Origin of the sequence: Psychrobacter sp. DAB_AL32B (assembly GCF_002224105.1) — a bacterium.
Taxonomy (GTDB): domain Bacteria; phylum Pseudomonadota; class Gammaproteobacteria; order Pseudomonadales; family Moraxellaceae; genus Psychrobacter.
In genome coordinates this window covers 1-17,425 of sequence record NZ_NEXU01000025.1, presented here as the reverse complement: position 1 = coordinate 17,425, position 17,425 = coordinate 1, and the positions used below count along the sequence as shown (strand labels likewise).

Below are 17,425 nucleotides of genomic sequence, written 5' to 3'. Positions count from 1 at the left end.
GTTTTTTTTTGTTTTTGCTTTGTTATTGTTCGTCTTTGTTATGATTTGTCGTCTTTGTTAGATTTGTCGTCTTTGTTAGATTTGTCGTCTTTGTTAGATTTGTCGTCTTTGTTAGACTTGTCGTCTTTATTAGACTTGTCGTCTTTTAGAACTTCTACAGATGTCACAGTATTGTTCTTAGGGGTTTCTACTGATTCATTGTCTGTATTGTTATTAGAAGAATTATTTGACATGATTTATAGTCCTCTTTATATTATTGTTTAGTAAATCTTGACACTTAATATTAAGCCAGTACGATTTTTTATTCAGTATCTTAATGTAAGTATACCTATCAAGCGCTTAGTCTAATAAAAGCTATGCGCTGCGGTCTAATATTTAGGAGGATGTCGAATTATTAAGTTGCTGATTATTGTGCTAGATACAAGAATCCATCCACAATAATTTAAAACATTCAATAGTGTATTCCCGTACACAATCGATGTACGTAAATCTCCTCACATTTCTTAAGGTTTAGTATAAATTACTAAGAAATATCTCTGTAATCGTGACGTCATATTAAATCAGCCCACTTGTAAACCTCACTTAAAATACCGCTTACCTTTCGATGTTTGTTATTGGTAGTAATGTTAGTAACTATTCAGGGTGAATATGGCCATACGAGAAATAGGAAGGGGAACGTAATGATAGATCTTATCGGTATAGGGTTAGGCCCATTTAATCTTAGTCTTGCAGCTTTACTGGAAAATCAGCCAACTGTCACTAGCAAGTTTTTTGAACAGAAAAAGGAGTTTAATTGGCACAAAGGTATGATTTTTCCTCATACTACCCTACAAGTGCCTTTTATGGCAGATCTGGTCACACTCATCGATCCAACCAGCCGCTATACATTTTTGAACTACTTACATGCCCAGCACCGATTATTGAAGTTTTATATCCTAGAGGATTTTGAGATTTACCGTAAAGAGTATAATCACTATTGTCAGTGGGTGGCAGGCCAATTAAATAGCGCGGTATTTGAGACGACAGTAATTGATGTGGCGCTTAAAGAAGATGGGAATGGATTTAATATAACCGTCTGTGAACATGGAGAAAATAAGACCTATATGGCTAAAAACATAGTAATAGGCACAGGCTCACAACCAATCCTACCGCCATTTTTGCAGCAGATTTCTGAACGAGTGCCATATCAATGCATGCATACGGCCAATTTTTCAGAAAATTTTAATTTCACTAACATTAGGCGCACCGATAAGCTAACAAAAGTGCTGGTGTTAGGCTCTGGGCAATCAGCGGCGGAGGTATATCAAGTGCTATTTGACCAGCAGTTTGATGAGAATAATGCAGTAAAATTTCAGCTAGACTGGATGACACGCTCAGCAGGGTTTTTCCCAATGGAGTATACCCCACTTGGTCTGGAGCATTTCAGCCCCGCTTATATCAATTACTTTCATCATTTAAAACCAATCACTAAAGCCAATGTGGTCTCTAAGCAAGATTTGCTACATAAAGGGATAAGCGCTCATACGATTAAAGCTATTTATCATAAGCTTTATGAGCGCAGTATCGCGAATCAAGAGATATGCTCCACCATAACGTCCAATTGTGAACTACTGGATGCTACATTGGATAGCACACGTAACAATATGATCAGTTTGACATTGAGACAACATGAGCAAGACAGTGTATTTAGCGCTGAATATGACTGTGTTATTACAGGAACAGGCTATAAAGATACATTACCTGAATGTATGAGTAGCTTATTGTCCGCTATTAAATATGATGAGTTTGAGCAACCTAAGATTAATCGAAATTATACGCTAGCCTATAAAAACCACTCAAAAGACACCAAAGATAGTGGCAGGATTTTTGTACAAAATAAAGAAACTCACAGCCATGGTATTGGTGCTGGAGATTTAGGGTTGGGTGCGTATAGATCGGGATGTATCGTCAATGAGCTGATGGGTAAACAGGTTTATGATACTGAGGCTTTGCAGGTTTTCCAAAATTTTGGAAAGTTCGTTTGATATTAAGTCAAAAATCACGTAATGAGGTGGTTGACTTTCAATCAGGGTACTACTCGTTGTATAAGCATTCATATTAATGGTTAGATGCAAATTTAAACCCATAAAAAGGATAGGTAAGAAATGATTTTTAAACTCTCAATAAGTTGTGGCAGCGTTTATAAAACGCGGCTTAATCAAAAGCCATATAACCATAAATAATGTTAATAAAACGGCCCCGATGTAGCTAAGGCCGTCTTATTCTTTAACTATCGTTAAGTGGAAGACCCTGTTTTAAAGCGCAGTAACCGCAAAGCATTCAACGTAACCAGCACGGTTGCACCAGTGTCAGCCAACACAGCGATCCATAAACCAGTGATTCCTAACACGGTAGTGATTAGAAACACTGCTTTTAGGCCTAGTGCAAAAATCACATTTTGATGAATATTGGACATCGTTGCGCGCGATAGTGCAACCAGATGAGCGACGTCCGTAACGCGACTTTTCATTAATGCGACATCAGCCGTTTCAATGGCTACATCAGTACCACCACCCATCGCAATGCCGACATCGGCGGTTGCTAGCGCTGGCGCATCATTAATACCATCACCAATCATCGCTATTTTGGTTTTGTCTTTCATCTCGTTTAGCAGACGCAGTTTATCTTCGGGCAAAAGCTCAGCTTCCCATTCTATGTCTAAATGACTGGCAAGCGCTTGAGCGGTAAGGCGGTTGTCGCCTGTCAGCATGACGGAACGCACGCCCATCGCTTTGAGCTGTGCTATACCTTCTTTGGCATCGTCTCGTAACTCGTCTCGTAGCGCTACCAAACCGAGCACTTCACGGCTTTGCTCATCGAACAGCACCGAAACCGTTTTCCCTTCATTTTGCAGCGCTGCAATTTGTGCATTTTGTTCAGAGGTTATCGAAGTTTCATTAGCGGCGTAGACAGGAGAACCGATGGCTAGAGCACGCCCAGCTACCGTCGCATGTACCGCTTTACCTGCAGTCGCGTAAGCCTTTGAAGCTACTGGTATAGCAATATTAGCGGCTTTAGCATGATCAATGATGGCTTTTGCAAGCGGATGACTAGAGGCGGACTCGACACTGGCAAACAGCGCTAATATCGCATCTTCACCTTGAGAATCCACGCGCTCTTTTGTGATTTGCTCTTGTGTAAAAGCAACAACGTCGGTAACGCGGGGTTTGCCTTCGGTCAAAGTGCCCGTCTTGTCAAAAGCAATGGTATTGACGCGACCAATGATTTCTAAAGCGCTACCACCTTTGATAAGCAAGCCGCGACGCGCACCGACAGCCAAACCGGACGCGATGGCAGCTGGGGTCGATAGTACCAGTGCGCAAGGACAGGCAATTAACAGTAGTGCCAAACCGCGATATAGCCAAGTTGCCCATTCTCCTCCCATCGCTAACGGCGGGATGATAATAACTAAGGCGGCAATAGCCATCACTGCTGGGGTGTAGTAGCGACTAAATTTTTCAATAAAACGAGCAGTAGGTGCTTTAGAAGCTTGTGCTTGCTCTACCAGCTCAATAATACGCGCAATAGTATTGTCGGCAGCTGTTTTTTCTACGCGGACTTGCAGCGCTCCCTCCATGTTGATCGACCCTGCGAATACATCGTCGCCTACCGTTTTGGCCACTGGTATGGATTCGCCAGTAATGGGCGAATCATCAAGGCTAGAATCACCTTGAGTAATAACGCCATCGGCAGATACCTTATCACCAGGGCGTACCAGCACTAAATCATCGACCTGTAATGATGCCGCAGGAACGCTACGCTGTCCGCCCTGTGCATCGAGTAAAATCGCAGTTTTTGGAACCAGTGACGCCAAAGCTCTAATGCCAGCACGTGCACGATCAGCAGCCACACCTTCTAATAATTCACCAACTGAGAATAAGAAGACCACTGCTGCTGCCTCTTCAGGCTCGCCAATAATAAGCGCGCCAAGTGCCGCAACCGACATCAGCATTTCAATTGAAAAAGGAGTGCCTGTCATCGCTAAGGCAAAGGCTTTGCGGGCAAAGGGAAAAACACCCACAATGACTGCAACAGCAAATGCCCACATTCCATAATCAGGGAAAAGTAAGGACAGTGCGTAAGCAATGCTCATCAACAGACCGAGGCCAACCACTTGCTTGCCTTTTCGGCTTTGCCACCAACGCTGATGCTCTGTAGCGGATTGACTGTCGCTATTTGCTGCGATTGATTGATCTGAAGTGGCAGATATACCAAAACCAAGCCGTTTGATGGTCTTTTCGATATCATCGACCTGAGTGGTCGCATCAGGTGCCAGCGTTAGCTCTAACTTTTCGGTAGCAAAATTAAGCTGTATGTCAGAAACACCGGGCATACGTGCTAGCGCGGTTTCAATCTTGCCGACGCAACTTGCACAGTCCATACCTTCAATACGATATTGCATAATAGTTTGTCCTGATAACTTGTCCTGCTATAAGATTTCTTTTAATAACACTATTATGAACCCTGTAGTGGCTTCAGAGTCAAGGGCATTTACATGCAACTGCGTAAATTTGATTTTCTCTATATTTAACCTTATAGTTACTTTAATGTTTGAAATAATAGAGATAACAATGCTAATTAAAATCGGTGAGCTTGCTAAACGTACAGGAGCCACAGTGGAAACCATTCGCTACTATGAAAAGGAGGGTTTATTGCCAGAGCCTTCTCGTAGTGACGGAAATTATCGTCTATATCGTGAAGCACATATTGAGCGCCTACAATTTATCTTACACTGTCGTACGCTCGATATGACGTTGGATGAAGTACGAACCCTGCTTAGGTATCGAGATAAACCTGATCAGGACTGCGGTGAAGTAAACAGTTTACTAGATGAGCATATTCAGGCGGTGGAAAACCGTATGGAAGAATTGATGCAATTAAAACAGCACCTACTGGTTTTGCGGAAAAAATGTGCAAAAGAAGCTCCAGCTGAATCATGTGGTATCTTAAATGCTCTTGCCGATAATTCTTGTCATAAGTAGTGATATCAACAGCAGTTGCTAACACTTAAGATATTGTCAGCTATAAGGCAGTCTTTTATATTACTGAGAAGAAAGCAAAGCATTTTTTCCTGAGTATAAAATGAAGGCTACAATTGAAATAATGAAAAAGGCAGCAACGATTTATTAATAGTGCATACCTCTAGAAAGTTAATGGTATTATTTACCTTTGTAACCTATGCTTCTATTGCTTCACTGCGCTTTAGTCATCAGCCTTTGGCAGTGAGTTTGACCATCATTTTAGAATAGCCTCTGATAAAGTTGGACTGCACAATCTCTGGTTTTGAGACCACTTCGATATTCTCAAAGCGTTGTAGCAACTCTTCCCATAGAATACGCAATTGCATTTCGGCCAAACGATTGCCCATACAACGATGTACGCCAAAACCAAATGACAAATGGTTACGAGCATTTTTACGATCAATGATGAATTCATCTGGCTGATCAATCGAACGTTCGTCACGGTTGCCAGAGGCATACCACATCACTACTTTGTCACCCTTTTTAATCAGTTTACCGTTTAGTTCAACATCTTGGGTGGCAATACGGCGCATATAGGCCAAAGGGGTTTGCCAACGAATAATTTCAGACACCATATTGGGAATTAAACTTGGGTTATTTTTTAGCTTGGTAAACTGCTCTGGAAAATCATGCAGTGCTAATACACCGCCAGTCATTGAGTTACGTGTGGTGTCGTTACCGCCGACAATTAATAAGATCAAATTACCAATAAATTCCATTGGGCGTCTAACAAGGTCTTTGGTGTCGTCATTTGATTGCAATAAGGTGATTAAGTCAAAACCCTTTGCCTCACCCGCAGCCGTTCGCGCTGCCTTATCGTGCCAAAGGGATGCAAACTGTTTGGCCATATCAGCCACAGCAATAAAGGTTTCATCCATATCATTTGAGCCACCAGTCATCTCTGGTGCGCCCGCTGCCAAATCTGACCAATAAACCAGTTTACGGCGTTTCTCATAAGGGAAATCTAATAAGGTGGCTAACATTCTTGCCGTCAGCTCAATAGATACAGTTTCTACCCAATCAAATTCCACACCAATTGGTAAGCTGTCTAGCACTTCTTGGGTACGCGTACGAATGAGTGCTTCCATCTCTAACAAGTTTTTGGGCGCGACAACGCCTTGTACCGCTTGCCTTTGAATGTCGTGCTTTGGCGGATCCATCGCAATAAACATTTCAGCCTTTAATCCTTCAGGCTGATTACCCATCAAAATCACAGGTTCAGACGAAAATAATTCGTAGTGCTTATCTACAAAAACAATATCTTCATAACGCATGACTGACCAAAATGCACCAAACGGACTATTGGCCTGATAATGTACAGGGTCTTCATCACGCAAGCGTTTATAGTAGGATTGCCAGCGATGTTGTCTAAACAAAAATGGATTGCTTAGGTCGATATCAGCTAGCGCTAGCGTAGACACTTCTGGAATTGGTTTTTCAATAAAATCAGGAAAATCACTTTGGTTGAGCGCGCGTTTTTTAACCGTTTGAAACAGATGCGCCCCTTTTATTTGAATATGAATGGGCACCACTGCCGATACTTTTGCGACAGCCTGCACCGCAGTTTTATCAATGGCTGTGGTTAGAGATGATGGCAGAGCTGTTTTTAATGCGATTTTTACAGCATTCACTATTTTTGTTTTTGTCATTGTATTGTCATCCTTTGACCGACTGTGTGAGGTGAGCACTCAATGATTATAAGTCTAATAAATAGAATTTTTTAGCTCATTGGGCTGGTTTAGATACTGACTTGAAACATACATTATTTTAATTACATTACATTTGAAATTCAGGCAACTGTACCATCATGCCATCCATTGCATCTGACACTTGGATTTGGCACGACAGCCGCGAGGTACTGGTTTTCTCTGGCGTCATATCTAGCATTTGTAACTCATCCATTTTTGCATCATCCATAAGAGGCAGCCATTGAGGCTCAAGGATGACATGGCAGGTGCCGCACGCACACTCACCACCGCAATCAGCATCAATACCCGGTATGCCATTATCAGTTGCAAGCTGCATCAACGATTTACCTGCTTCAACATCAACCGTATGCTGTGTTCCGTCATGTTCAACAAAAGTAACAATAGCCATAATTTTATCTCCGAAAAAATCATAATAGTTCACTAGGTATTAAACTCTACAGTGATGAGCAAGAATTAAGGAGGTCATTTATTGACAATATAGGGTCATAAAGAGACAATTATAATTAAATTCAATTGTAAATAAATATGAGATTGGAAGTGACTATGACAAGTGCGCAATCAGTAGATTCAAAACCTTCATATTTTAACAATTCTGACAATGCTAACGTTGCTGACACCGCAACCATTCCGTCCAATTACGCGCGCATTATTGGCCGTGAACTGGCACTAAACATTCGTGATATTCCAAAGTTACTGCAATTTACATCGCTCAATACCAAGCAATTTATGCAGGAGGAGACACGCCTAACTGCGCAACAACAAATTCAGATTTTGCACAACGGTTTATATTTATCCGAACATGAGGATTTTGGCCTACGACTTGGTCAACGCTTGACGCCATCAACACACGGTGCGATGGGTTTTTTGGCCAACAGTAGCCCTAATTTATTGATTGCCTTACAAGCATTTCAGGCATTTTTACCAACGCGCATCAGCTTTGCGCGCCTAAAACTACAGCTCGAGGCTGACACCGTTATATGTTTGGTTCAATTTGAGGTTGCGCTAAGCCCAACTATTCATCGAGTGTTGTCTGAAATCTGTGCCGTTATTTTTTATGAGTGTGCAGAATTTATTGTAGGAAGACCAGTGACTGAGGCCAGTCTCTATTTTAGTCACGTTAAACCCAATTATAGCCATTACTACGCAGATTATTTACCCGGCACCTACTCATTTGCAGCCAACGATTTAAAGGTCAGTATTCCCTTGAGTGTGTGTGAAGTTCCTAATGCCTCAGCCAATCAGGAAGGTTATCTGTTGGCTATGCGACAATGCGAATTAATGCTCGCCCAATTAAATCCACAGACGCCAAGCGACCTTTATCAAATACAAAAAATAATGCTGTCGCATCCTTTAAGCGAACTGAATGAGGCAAGCGTTGCAGCCGCTTTATTCGTGAGTAAACGCACACTGGCGCGTAAATTAAAACAAAACAACTCATCGTTTAGAGAAATTCGAGACAATATATTATCGAAGCAAGCCAGTAGTTATTTACGTGATAGTGAATTATCGGTTGATGCGATTGCTAGCTTGCTAAACTACCATGACAGCGCAAATTTCCGCCGCGCGTTTAAACGTTGGTTTGGCATGACACCGAGCGATTATCGTAAAGAGCAACGATAGCTGGAGCTGAGAGTGATTCTTAATATACGCACCATTATTGAAGAATCAGAACCACAAAGCGGCCGTTAATATTATTAACGGCCGCTAGCTGTAAAGCATACTATTAAACTTAGTTACTAACTGATTTGTTATGATTTTCCATTTCACTTGCTGCCTTAATTCTCATTAAGATGTCTTTAATATCTGAGCCATTCATATAGGCTGGAACTGCATAAGTATCCCTGACTTCTTTAGCAGCCGCTTTTGCCATATGATCAAAATTACTCGATTGCATATCCCTGACAATAGGACTAATACCTATGGTTTCGATTAAGCTTTTCACTTGTGCAATAAAGTAATCTGCTAGTTCAGCATCATTATGTTCAGGAGGTTCACTGTCTTTTATAACGCCCGTCTTTTTGGCTAGTATTGCCAATCTTTTTTCACTGGCTTTACGGTTTAATTCAAGCACATACGGCAATACGATAGCATTGGCTCGTCCGTGCGGCGTACCATAATACGCACCGAGCTGATGAGCGATAGCATGTACATAGCCAAGCGCGGCTTTATTTAATGCAAGTCCACCATAGTGAGCAGCGATACCCATCTCTTCTCGAGCTTTTAGGTCACTACCATCTTTATAAGCTATTGGCAGGTAGTGCATCACCGCTTTAACAGCAGCAGCTGCATAATAGTCGGTCTCTGCACTAGCGTTCACGCTCATCCATGACTCTAAAGCATGAGTGAGGACATCAATACCAGTATCGGCCGTAATGTGCGGCGGCATACCTTGCATGATTGTCGGGTCAATAGCTGCTGCTAGGGGTATCATTTTAGTATCAACAACGATAGATTTTTGATGGGTTTCATCGTCCGATACGACTGCGCCGATAGTCGCCTCTGAGCCTGTGCCAGCGGTAGTAGGAATACAGTAAAGAGGTAAACAAGGTTTCCTGGCTTTAAAGAGCCCGATGAGCTGCTTCGGTTGGCAGTTATTGCCTTGGCACATGGCTATCATTTTGGCAGCATCAATCACTGAACCGCCACCGATCGCTAACACCACATCACAGCCAGCAGCAACAGAATGCTGAAGACCATCCTCTATTACTTTAGAAGTCGGATCAGGGGTGATACCATCGTAAATTTGATAGCGAATGTTTTTTTCTTGAAGATAGTTAGTCACTTTTTCTGGTACCCCAAGCTTATTGAGTACAGCATCAGTGACGATGAATACATTGGTGCTTCCTTCATTAATAAGCATGTTACACAGCTCATCACAAGCGTTCTCACCTACCAACAATACCGGCTTTCGCATAGGAACCACCAGCGAGAAGACTTTTAGTATTTTAGCTCGAGTTTTAGCAACCGCTAGATAGCCTGTATGTTGCAATGAATCAGCGAGATTTGTGCGTTTCTTTTTTGTGGGTTTCTTCATAGTCATATTAACTTCCTTTTAGTCGTACTTTTAATATCCATCTGCAAAATTAGTTGACCACTACAGTCTTTTTATCCGTATATGTGGCTCTACTGAAACTTTAAAATAATAGCTTTAAAGTTTGAAAATTTATGAGCGTATCTAAGCGCTATAAATTAAGATTTAATGCGTGTTAAAAAGTTAAGGACACGATCGGCAAAATTACCGTATGGCGGTGCCAGAAGCTTCAAACTTGAAAAATGTGCTTGATAAAATACTGGTCGCAGCTTTGAAAAGGTTAAAAACCCTTCATAACCATGGTAGTGCCCCATACCACTTGCACCAACACCGCCAAACGGTAGATCATGCTGTCCCACATGGAATAAGGCGTCATTTACAGATACCCCGCCAGACATCACACTATCAATGTAATAGTTGACTAAAGCTTTATTTTGACTAAAAGGATAAAACGCCAATGGGCGATCACGCTGCGCAATATATGTCACTACTTCTTCAGGCTCACGGTAGGTTTTGACCATCAGAATGGGACCAAAGATTTCTCGGGTGTCAATTTCCATCTGATCCGTACTGTTAAGAATCAGTGTTAATGGAAATTTACGGCTTATCTCATCAGCTTTTTGCTGATTTAAATTAATCACCGTGGCGCCTTTATCCTGTGCTTCACTGACACAGTGGCTTAAGCGTTGAAACGAGCGGTCATCAATGATGGATGTATAATCTTTACTATGGATATCAGGGACATGCTGTTTTACCCACTCCTCTACCGTCTGGATGAATTTTTCTTTTTGCGATTCGTGTACAAATAAATAGTCAATATTCGTGCATATTTGTCCCGCATTAAACTGCTTTACAAACATGATTCGCTCGACTGCTTTTGCTAGAGGATAATCTGGATCAATCACCGCAGGTGATTTCCCTCCCAACTCTAGCGTCACGGCCGTTAAATTCTCCGCGGCTGCTACCATGACTTTTTTGCCAGTAGCACCAGAACCTGTAAATATTAAATGGTCTAAAGGTAATTTTGAAAAAGCAATGCCCACCTCACCCGTCTCATCAAAAATCTGTAACTTTTCAGGCTCAAAATACTGCGGAATTAATTGAATTAATAAAGCCGCCAGATGACGTGAGTTCTCTGATAGTTTTACCATCGCTTTATTACCTGCTGCAAAGACAGCAGAAAGCTGGGTAAACATTAAATTGATGGGAAAATTCCACGGCACAATCAAACCTATGACACCCAAAGGTTGTGGAATCAGACGATTTTTTGCGCCAAAGTAGCTAATCAAGTCTACTTTGCGTTTTTGAATTTTAGTCCATTTTTTTAGATACTTAATACTACTATTAATGTCATCTGTCACCGTAATAATTTCAGCCAACAAGGTTTCATGCCTTGAACGATTACCGTAATCACGATGAACCGCATCAATCAATGCTTCACGATTGTCATTAATTAATGCTTTTAAATTTTGTAAATGCTTTTTTCTTACAGCGATGCTTTCAATACCTTCTTTTTGTGCGTGGTTTTTTTGCAGTTGTAAGCAGTCATGTAGTTGTTTTTCTATATCTAAATGTTCGAATGGCATTTGCATAAATTTCCCTATTACAGCGAATGTGGTGATGGCTCAATTTATGACTCAATAATATTTTTCACTTTCCTATTGAGCATTTGGTAATCAAACTTTAGCAGAACACTCAAAGCATCGCTTGATAATAAAGGACAATAATTTGACATTTTAGGACATTAAGTTAATAATTCGAGCTAAAAGGAGTGTTGTATGGGAAATTACATCAGGGCAGCCGGCTTAAGCGGTTTTGAGGATTTAGTTCGTAGTTATGGCAAAGATCCTATCGATATTCTCGGTAAAGTCGGTATATTACCATCGATGATAAATGAACCAGACTCCCTTATTGACTACGATCGATATTTGAATTTATTGGAATTAGCAGGATTAATCTGTAACGAAGAGTGTTTCGGTCTAAAGCTAGCTGCCAATCAAAACATTCGAACGATAGGTCTAATTGGTGTTTACATATCTAGGCAAAACAGCGTATTAGAGTCATTGCATGTCGCACAAAAATACATTGATATGCATGCAGAAGGCTTCACTTTTTATGCAAACAAGCTTCCCAATCAATTGTCCGAGCTAAATATCCTCAGTCAGAATGCACAAAATATAGATAGACCACAGGAGGCACAACTTGCTATGTGTTTAATGCGCAATGTTATAAAAGATTTGATTGGGCCAACATGGCGCCCAGAAAAAATAAAGTTAAAACAAAATCCCACGCTTGAATCCCAACAGTTATTAACTAAAATGTTTGACTGTAAAGTAGAATTTGATACTAAGAAGAACGCTTTGTATTTTTGCACAGATCTTTTAGCTCGTAAGCCCTACCACTTTAATGATGATTTGGTTAATCAACTTATCTTGCAACAATTAGAAAACGAAAGTACTAAATCTATCAGTAATGACACTTTTTTAATAGAAAGCGCTATGAAAATGCTCTTGGCCACGGGCGATTGTAGCATTGCAAATGTCGCATTATGTGTGGGGCAACATCAAAAAAAAGTGCAACGCCACTTGAGAGAACAAGGAACAACCTATAGAGAGTTATTAGAAGATGTGCGGAAAAAAGAAGCGATACGTATTATTAGCACAGCGAGCATTAACCTCACAGATGTTGCACTCCAGCTTGGCTATGCTGAACTGTCTATTTTTAGCCGCCAATTTAAAATCTGGTTTGGTATGACACCAACAGAATGGAAAAATAAATCTAAAAAACCCGTAAAAAACACATTGCTGGTTTAAGTACGAACTGAGCTATGTTGAAGAAACCGTAGAAGCAAACTTGGTAAAATAAGTATCATAATAGGAGCTTACCATTTACCATAACCAAGAAAACGAGAACTGAAACTTGCCGTCAATTCCGTAGAAATTAACTTGAAAGATTTTAATCATGCAGCTTGATAATAATATCCTGTACTGTCGATTTTATAATTATTAAATTTATATTTAACATGAGTAGTTCGATGCCTGTATAGCACTACAAACACGACTTAAACTGGCATGAAGAGATTAAATAATTCATATAAACATCCTCAAAAAAAGCTGTTTTTAGAAAAGTGTTCCGGTATGTAGAATAACGTATTCACTACGGTTTTTGTTTAAAGCCTGCTAACCACTTTAAGGCCAGTATTTCGACTCCTTTGATAGGATTTTCTAAGATAAATCCTAAATCTTACGCTGCTTAATCTTCAGCGCTATTTACCCAAGCAAATTCTTCCATGATGTGCAGCCATTGATCGTCTAATCCCGCTTTTAACAGCAATGGCTCACCGGTAACCGGATGGCTGAGCGCTAAACTCTGGGCATGTAGCAGCATGCGCGTGCAACCATATTGAGTACGAAAAAATCGATTGTGCCGCCCGTCGCCGTGGCTGGTATCACCCACTATGTGATGGAATACATGCCTCATGTGTCGACGCAGCTGATGCTTGCGCCCAGTTTCTGGTATTAAGCGCACTAGACTATAGCGGCTAGTGTCATGCTTTTTTGATACCGCAAATGGCAGTTCAACTTGTGCCAAACTCTGCCAATGGGTCACCGCCTCTTGAGGGAGTTTGTCCAAGTCAGCAAACTTATCGGCAATGGCATCGGGCTTAAAGCTCAACGCATAATCAACGGTGCCCTGCTCTGGCATAAAGCCGCGCACCACAGCTAAATATTGCTTAGTAACTTTGTGGGCAGTAAAAGCCTCGGTAAGACTGCGTGCCACGACTGAGCTCTTAGCAAACAATAATACGCCTGAAGTAGGCTTGTCTAACCTATGTACCGGAAATACATGGCAACCTACCGCATCACGGGTGAGTTGCATGGCAAAGCGCGTCTCGCCTTTATCCAGCCAACTGCGATGCACCAATAGACCGGCCTCTTTATTAATCGCTACCAGAAATTCATCTTCATAGATAATGTCTATTTGGTTAGCGGTGCCGCTTTCGATATCCATGTTTTCAATGCCCATATTTTAGATACTATAATTATACATCCTTTTTATCGCACCCTACCAAGTCACGTACAAAGGTCTTTCAATGATTTCACCTATACTTGCGCTGATATTTCTTGTCTATGCCATAACTTTCAAACTCACTCATTGCTTTAAAAAGTCCAAAAATAGTTATTAAAGTTTACTATGGTATAGTCAAAGCAGATACGCTGATTAAATGTTTTGGTTCCCTAGTGAGGAATCGAAGCTTTGGCTGTAGTCCAAGTGATTATAATGGGTATAGGTTTTTATGTTGAGTCAGTGTACATCTGAGTGTACTTAATGAGCTTGGCTTGATAGTTTTTTGACTAGATGACCATGTGATATTTTGAGTTTGGATGGCACTTACTGTAGGAAGTAAACCATCCTCTATAGTGATATAGACACTCCTAAGCCCATAGTGGCTCCTGTATACCATGCTTTGACCGTCTACGTGATCAAAGTACTTTTAACACTCATTACTTAAGCACTGTGTTACTAATATTTTCCGCTGCCTCTATGCCTGAAAGATACGCTCCATGGACAGTCGATGGATAATCTTCTGAAGTAGCTTCACCAGCAAAAAATAGACGGTCATTAATAGTTTCTGCCAGCGCCAATCTCGAATCAGAATTTGCACCTACACCATTAAAAGAATAAGAACCATATGCAAATGGATCTTTACCCCAACGAGTGATTTGCCAGCTTTCAGGATCAGGAATATCAGTACCGTAAATAGTTCTCAAAACGCTCATAGCATCATTTACAATCTCTTCATCACTCCATTGTTCAGTTTTTCGTGCATACTCAGCAGCATTAAACCCTAGCAAAACAGGTTTTTCAGTATAAGCTGCGATATTGAGCCATTCGTTCCATCTACCATGTTCATCAGATATCCAATTTAAGATTTCTTTATTTTTATCCCAAAAAACATAGGGAAATCTTAAGAAAAGCTTATCAAGCAACCCGAAGCCTATGACATCAACTGCTTGTTGCTTACTCTCTGGGAGTGGTGGTATGAATTTTACGCTGCCTTTTTTTAAGACACCAACAGGCAATGTAACGATGACCTGATCAGCTAAAAACTCACTTATATTTGTTTTTACCACTACTTTATCATTTTGATACTCTATTTCTTCAACAGCATGTTCCATTTTTATTTCGATGCCAGTTGCTAGATAGTCTGTAAGCAAACCATAACCATCTGGAAACATCATATCTTCACCAGAAAATGCTTCTGAATCATCTGGATTTACAGCAGATATTTCGTTTAAAGCACCTGAAAACTCATGTTCAATTGTAGTATTCAGAAGATGCATAACAGATTGCCTTTGCTGTTTTGACAACCCTTTCCATAAATTGGTGTTCTCGATGGCATCAAATATGGTTTCAGGATCTGAGGCATTATTAAATACTTGTCGAACCAGTTTGTTGAATATTTTATTGGCTTCCTTGTCGATCTTATTATCAATCGGCTTTCCTTCATTTCCATATACGATACTATTATCGTAGTTCGTAGGAAGCCTTCTGACACCTAGATCCTTAGCCAGTTTAGTCAGTGGGTTTTTATGTTCTCCATGGATCCAAGAGGCACCTAGATCGACAGGCACATCAGACCACAAACGACTCGTCCAAACTCTGCCGCCAATACGTTTTCTAGCCTCAAGTACTGTGACTTTATATCCTAACTTATGCAGCATATTCGCAGCTGCTAATCCTGCCATACCCGCGCCAACCACTACTATTTTTTTATCACTAGTTGCGATACCTTTAACACTCTTACTATTACAAGCCGCCATTAACATCGTTACGCTACTCATTAATAAAAAATTTCTTTTATTCATTGTTTTCTCAATTATAATTTTTTATAAAAATCAATCTATTCCTGATTATCAGGTTTACCTTTATTAGCCCTCACTAGGAAACCGAACCAATAAAGGCACATGACTGGTTCGACATAGTATACCCAAGTGGAATCAGTCTATTAAACTGCCAAACCTATTTATAGACCACTCAAAATAGACCAGCTCAATGGACCACTTATATTAGACTGCTGAGCTAATTAGGTTTATCAATATAGATATTAGAAATACCTGAACCTCCCTAGGTAAGTGTGATTAACTTGAGGTTTGCTCAAGCGTCCACATCATTATCTACCTCCCTACTCTATTCGATCATAGCATGATAATTAATAAGCAGATTGGAGCGCTCACTCAGAGACTAGCAGCTCGATACTAACTTGAAAACAGTACTCATTTTTGACAATGATGCTCATTTTGCCGTTATGTGCGTTAATAATAGCTTGTGCTATCGATAGCCCTAAACCCGTACCTGAATGCAAAGTATTGTTTTTATGATGACGATAAAAACGCTCAGACAATTTATCCACCTCTAGCTGCGTTAGTGATTCATCTAAGCGATTAGTAAGCACTATCTGTAAAAACTGATTTTTTAACAAGGATCGAGTGATTTCATTCGAATCACTTACATCGGCATCAGAGACAGTAGATGCTTGAATAGAGATAATGCTATTACTTGCTGCATAGTACACAGCATTTGATATCAGGTTCGCAAACAATCTCTGTAATAAACGCTCATCTCCTAATACTGCCTTAAATTCTCCACTTTTTTCGAATGAAATACCACGATCTTCAGCGATTAGCTCGTAATAAGAAATCATCTTAGTAACCAGAGACTCGCTATCAACTGGAGTGAACTGGGAGTCATAGACCCCCTTTTGTGTTTTTGCCAGTAGCAGCATGTTATTAATTAAGCCGGATAACTGCTCGAGTGTGTCATGTTGATGGTGCAGCTGCTCAACGTATTCATTGCTGTCTCTATGCTTGCTTAACATGACTTGAGTCTGGGTACTTAAGGTTGCAAGCGGGGTACGAAGCTCATGCGCGATATCGTCTGAGAAGCGCGATAATGACTCAAAATTATACTCAAGTTTATCCATCATCGCGTTATAAGCATCAGCAAGCGGTCGCAATTCACTGGGCATCTCACGAACCACAATGCGATCATCGAGCTGTTCGGCATTGATGCGAGTCATCTTTTGCCTGATAGTTGATAGCGGAGCAAATCCTAAGTGCACACTAAGTGCCGCAACGGACACCAATATAAAGGTGATTGCGATTAATATAAGAATTAAATGACGGTTGAATTGGACGAGGTATTGATGATGGACATCAATAGGTAAGGCGATGAGCGCTAGGCGTTCAGAGTGCCGAATGACAATAGCCCTATAGTGACGACTATCAACTTTTAAATCAAATGGCTGATCATGATATTGCTGCCATAAGTCTTTTACTGAACGTTTATTACCTGACTGACTGATAAAGCCTTTGGGCATACTGGTAATAATTTGTCCTTGTTCATCAGTGATGACGGTTTTTACATCGTAGTCTAGTCCAGCATTCTGTAGTGGCTGTGGCTGCTTACTCACAGGCTGATTAGGCTGATCAGAAAGTTGCGTTGTACTCTGATCATCGAGTAAGCTATCAGTCATGTGCTGACGTAAATTAAACGCAGCATGGGTTAAGATTTCTGAATCCATTTGTTCGAAATGACCATTAACCGAACGCTGAATCCAAAGG

At 40.7% G+C, this 17,425-nt stretch carries 13 protein-coding genes; 4 read left to right on the top strand and 9 right to left on the bottom strand.

Features of this window, described 5'->3' with window-relative positions; genetic code table 11:
• Positions 1-38: 38 nt before the first annotated feature.
• Complete coding sequence (locus CAN34_RS03410) at positions 39-233, bottom strand: hypothetical protein (protein ID WP_089554456.1); 195 nt, start codon at positions 231-233, stop codon at positions 39-41.
• Positions 234-680: 447 nt separating this feature from the next.
• Between CAN34_RS03410 and CAN34_RS03405 the strand changes: the two genes are divergently transcribed.
• Positions 681-2,024 carry a lysine N(6)-hydroxylase/L-ornithine N(5)-oxygenase family protein gene (locus tag CAN34_RS03405; protein ID WP_089554455.1) on the top strand — a complete coding sequence of 448 codons (1,344 nt, stop codon included), beginning with the start codon at positions 681-683 and terminating at the stop codon, positions 2,022-2,024.
• Between the two features lie 251 nt (positions 2,025-2,275).
• Here CAN34_RS03405 and CAN34_RS03400 read toward each other — a convergent pair whose 3' ends face one another.
• The gene (locus CAN34_RS03400) at positions 2,276-4,441 is read right to left on the bottom strand and encodes a heavy metal translocating P-type ATPase (protein WP_089554454.1); all 2,166 of its coding nucleotides are present in this window, start codon (positions 4,439-4,441) and stop codon (positions 2,276-2,278) included.
• 169 nt (positions 4,442-4,610) lie between these two features.
• On the opposite strand from CAN34_RS03400, the gene cadR reads away from it, so the two are divergent.
• Positions 4,611-5,021, top strand: coding sequence for a Cd(II)/Pb(II)-responsive transcriptional regulator (gene cadR / locus CAN34_RS03395; protein WP_089554453.1), 411 nt, complete (start codon positions 4,611-4,613; stop codon positions 5,019-5,021).
• 227 nt (positions 5,022-5,248) lie between these two features.
• On the opposite strand, the gene CAN34_RS03390 is transcribed toward cadR, so the two are convergent.
• Both CAN34_RS03390 and CAN34_RS03385 read right to left on the bottom strand, forming a co-directional pair.
• Positions 5,249-6,709 carry a cytochrome P450 gene (locus CAN34_RS03390; RefSeq protein WP_089554452.1) on the bottom strand — a complete coding sequence of 487 codons (1,461 nt, stop codon included), beginning with the start codon at positions 6,707-6,709 and terminating at the stop codon, positions 5,249-5,251.
• A 127-nt stretch (positions 6,710-6,836) separates the two neighbouring features.
• Complete coding sequence (locus CAN34_RS03385; protein WP_089554451.1) at positions 6,837-7,157, bottom strand: 2Fe-2S iron-sulfur cluster-binding protein; 321 nt, start codon at positions 7,155-7,157, stop codon at positions 6,837-6,839.
• Between the two features lie 155 nt (positions 7,158-7,312).
• Here CAN34_RS03385 and CAN34_RS03380 point away from each other — a divergent pair, with 155 nt between their 5' ends.
• Positions 7,313-8,389, top strand: a complete 1,077-nt coding sequence (locus CAN34_RS03380; protein ID WP_089554450.1) for an AraC family transcriptional regulator — start codon at positions 7,313-7,315, stop codon at positions 8,387-8,389.
• 109 nt (positions 8,390-8,498) lie between these two features.
• Here the strand turns inward: CAN34_RS03380 and CAN34_RS03375 are convergent, their stop codons facing one another.
• Entirely contained in the window at positions 8,499-9,809 is a 1,311-nt protein-coding gene (locus CAN34_RS03375) for an iron-containing alcohol dehydrogenase (RefSeq protein ID WP_089554449.1), read from the bottom strand.
• A gap of 149 nt (positions 9,810-9,958) precedes the next feature.
• On the bottom strand, positions 9,959-11,392 hold the full coding sequence (locus CAN34_RS03370; RefSeq protein WP_089554448.1) for a coniferyl aldehyde dehydrogenase: 1,434 nt from the start codon (positions 11,390-11,392) through the stop codon (positions 9,959-9,961).
• Positions 11,393-11,578: 186 nt separating this feature from the next.
• Between CAN34_RS03370 and CAN34_RS03365 the strand changes: the two genes are divergently transcribed.
• Positions 11,579-12,613: an AraC family transcriptional regulator gene (locus CAN34_RS03365; protein ID WP_089554447.1), complete on the top strand. Its 1,035-nt coding sequence runs from the start codon at positions 11,579-11,581 to the stop codon at positions 12,611-12,613.
• Positions 12,614-13,052: 439 nt separating this feature from the next.
• Here the strand turns inward: CAN34_RS03365 and truC are convergent, their stop codons facing one another.
• The 3 genes from truC to CAN34_RS03350 all read right to left on the bottom strand — a co-directional run.
• A complete protein-coding gene (gene truC, locus CAN34_RS03360) occupies positions 13,053-13,811 on the bottom strand; it encodes a tRNA pseudouridine(65) synthase TruC (protein ID WP_089554458.1) in 759 nt (252 codons plus the stop codon).
• Between the two features lie 494 nt (positions 13,812-14,305).
• Positions 14,306-15,670 carry an FAD-dependent oxidoreductase gene (locus CAN34_RS03355; protein WP_089554446.1) on the bottom strand — a complete coding sequence of 455 codons (1,365 nt, stop codon included), beginning with the start codon at positions 15,668-15,670 and terminating at the stop codon, positions 14,306-14,308.
• 365 nt (positions 15,671-16,035) lie between these two features.
• Positions 16,036-17,425, bottom strand: a 1,390-nt coding sequence (locus tag CAN34_RS03350; RefSeq protein WP_121509218.1) for a histidine kinase dimerization/phospho-acceptor domain-containing protein, incomplete at its 5' end; no start/stop codon positions are given.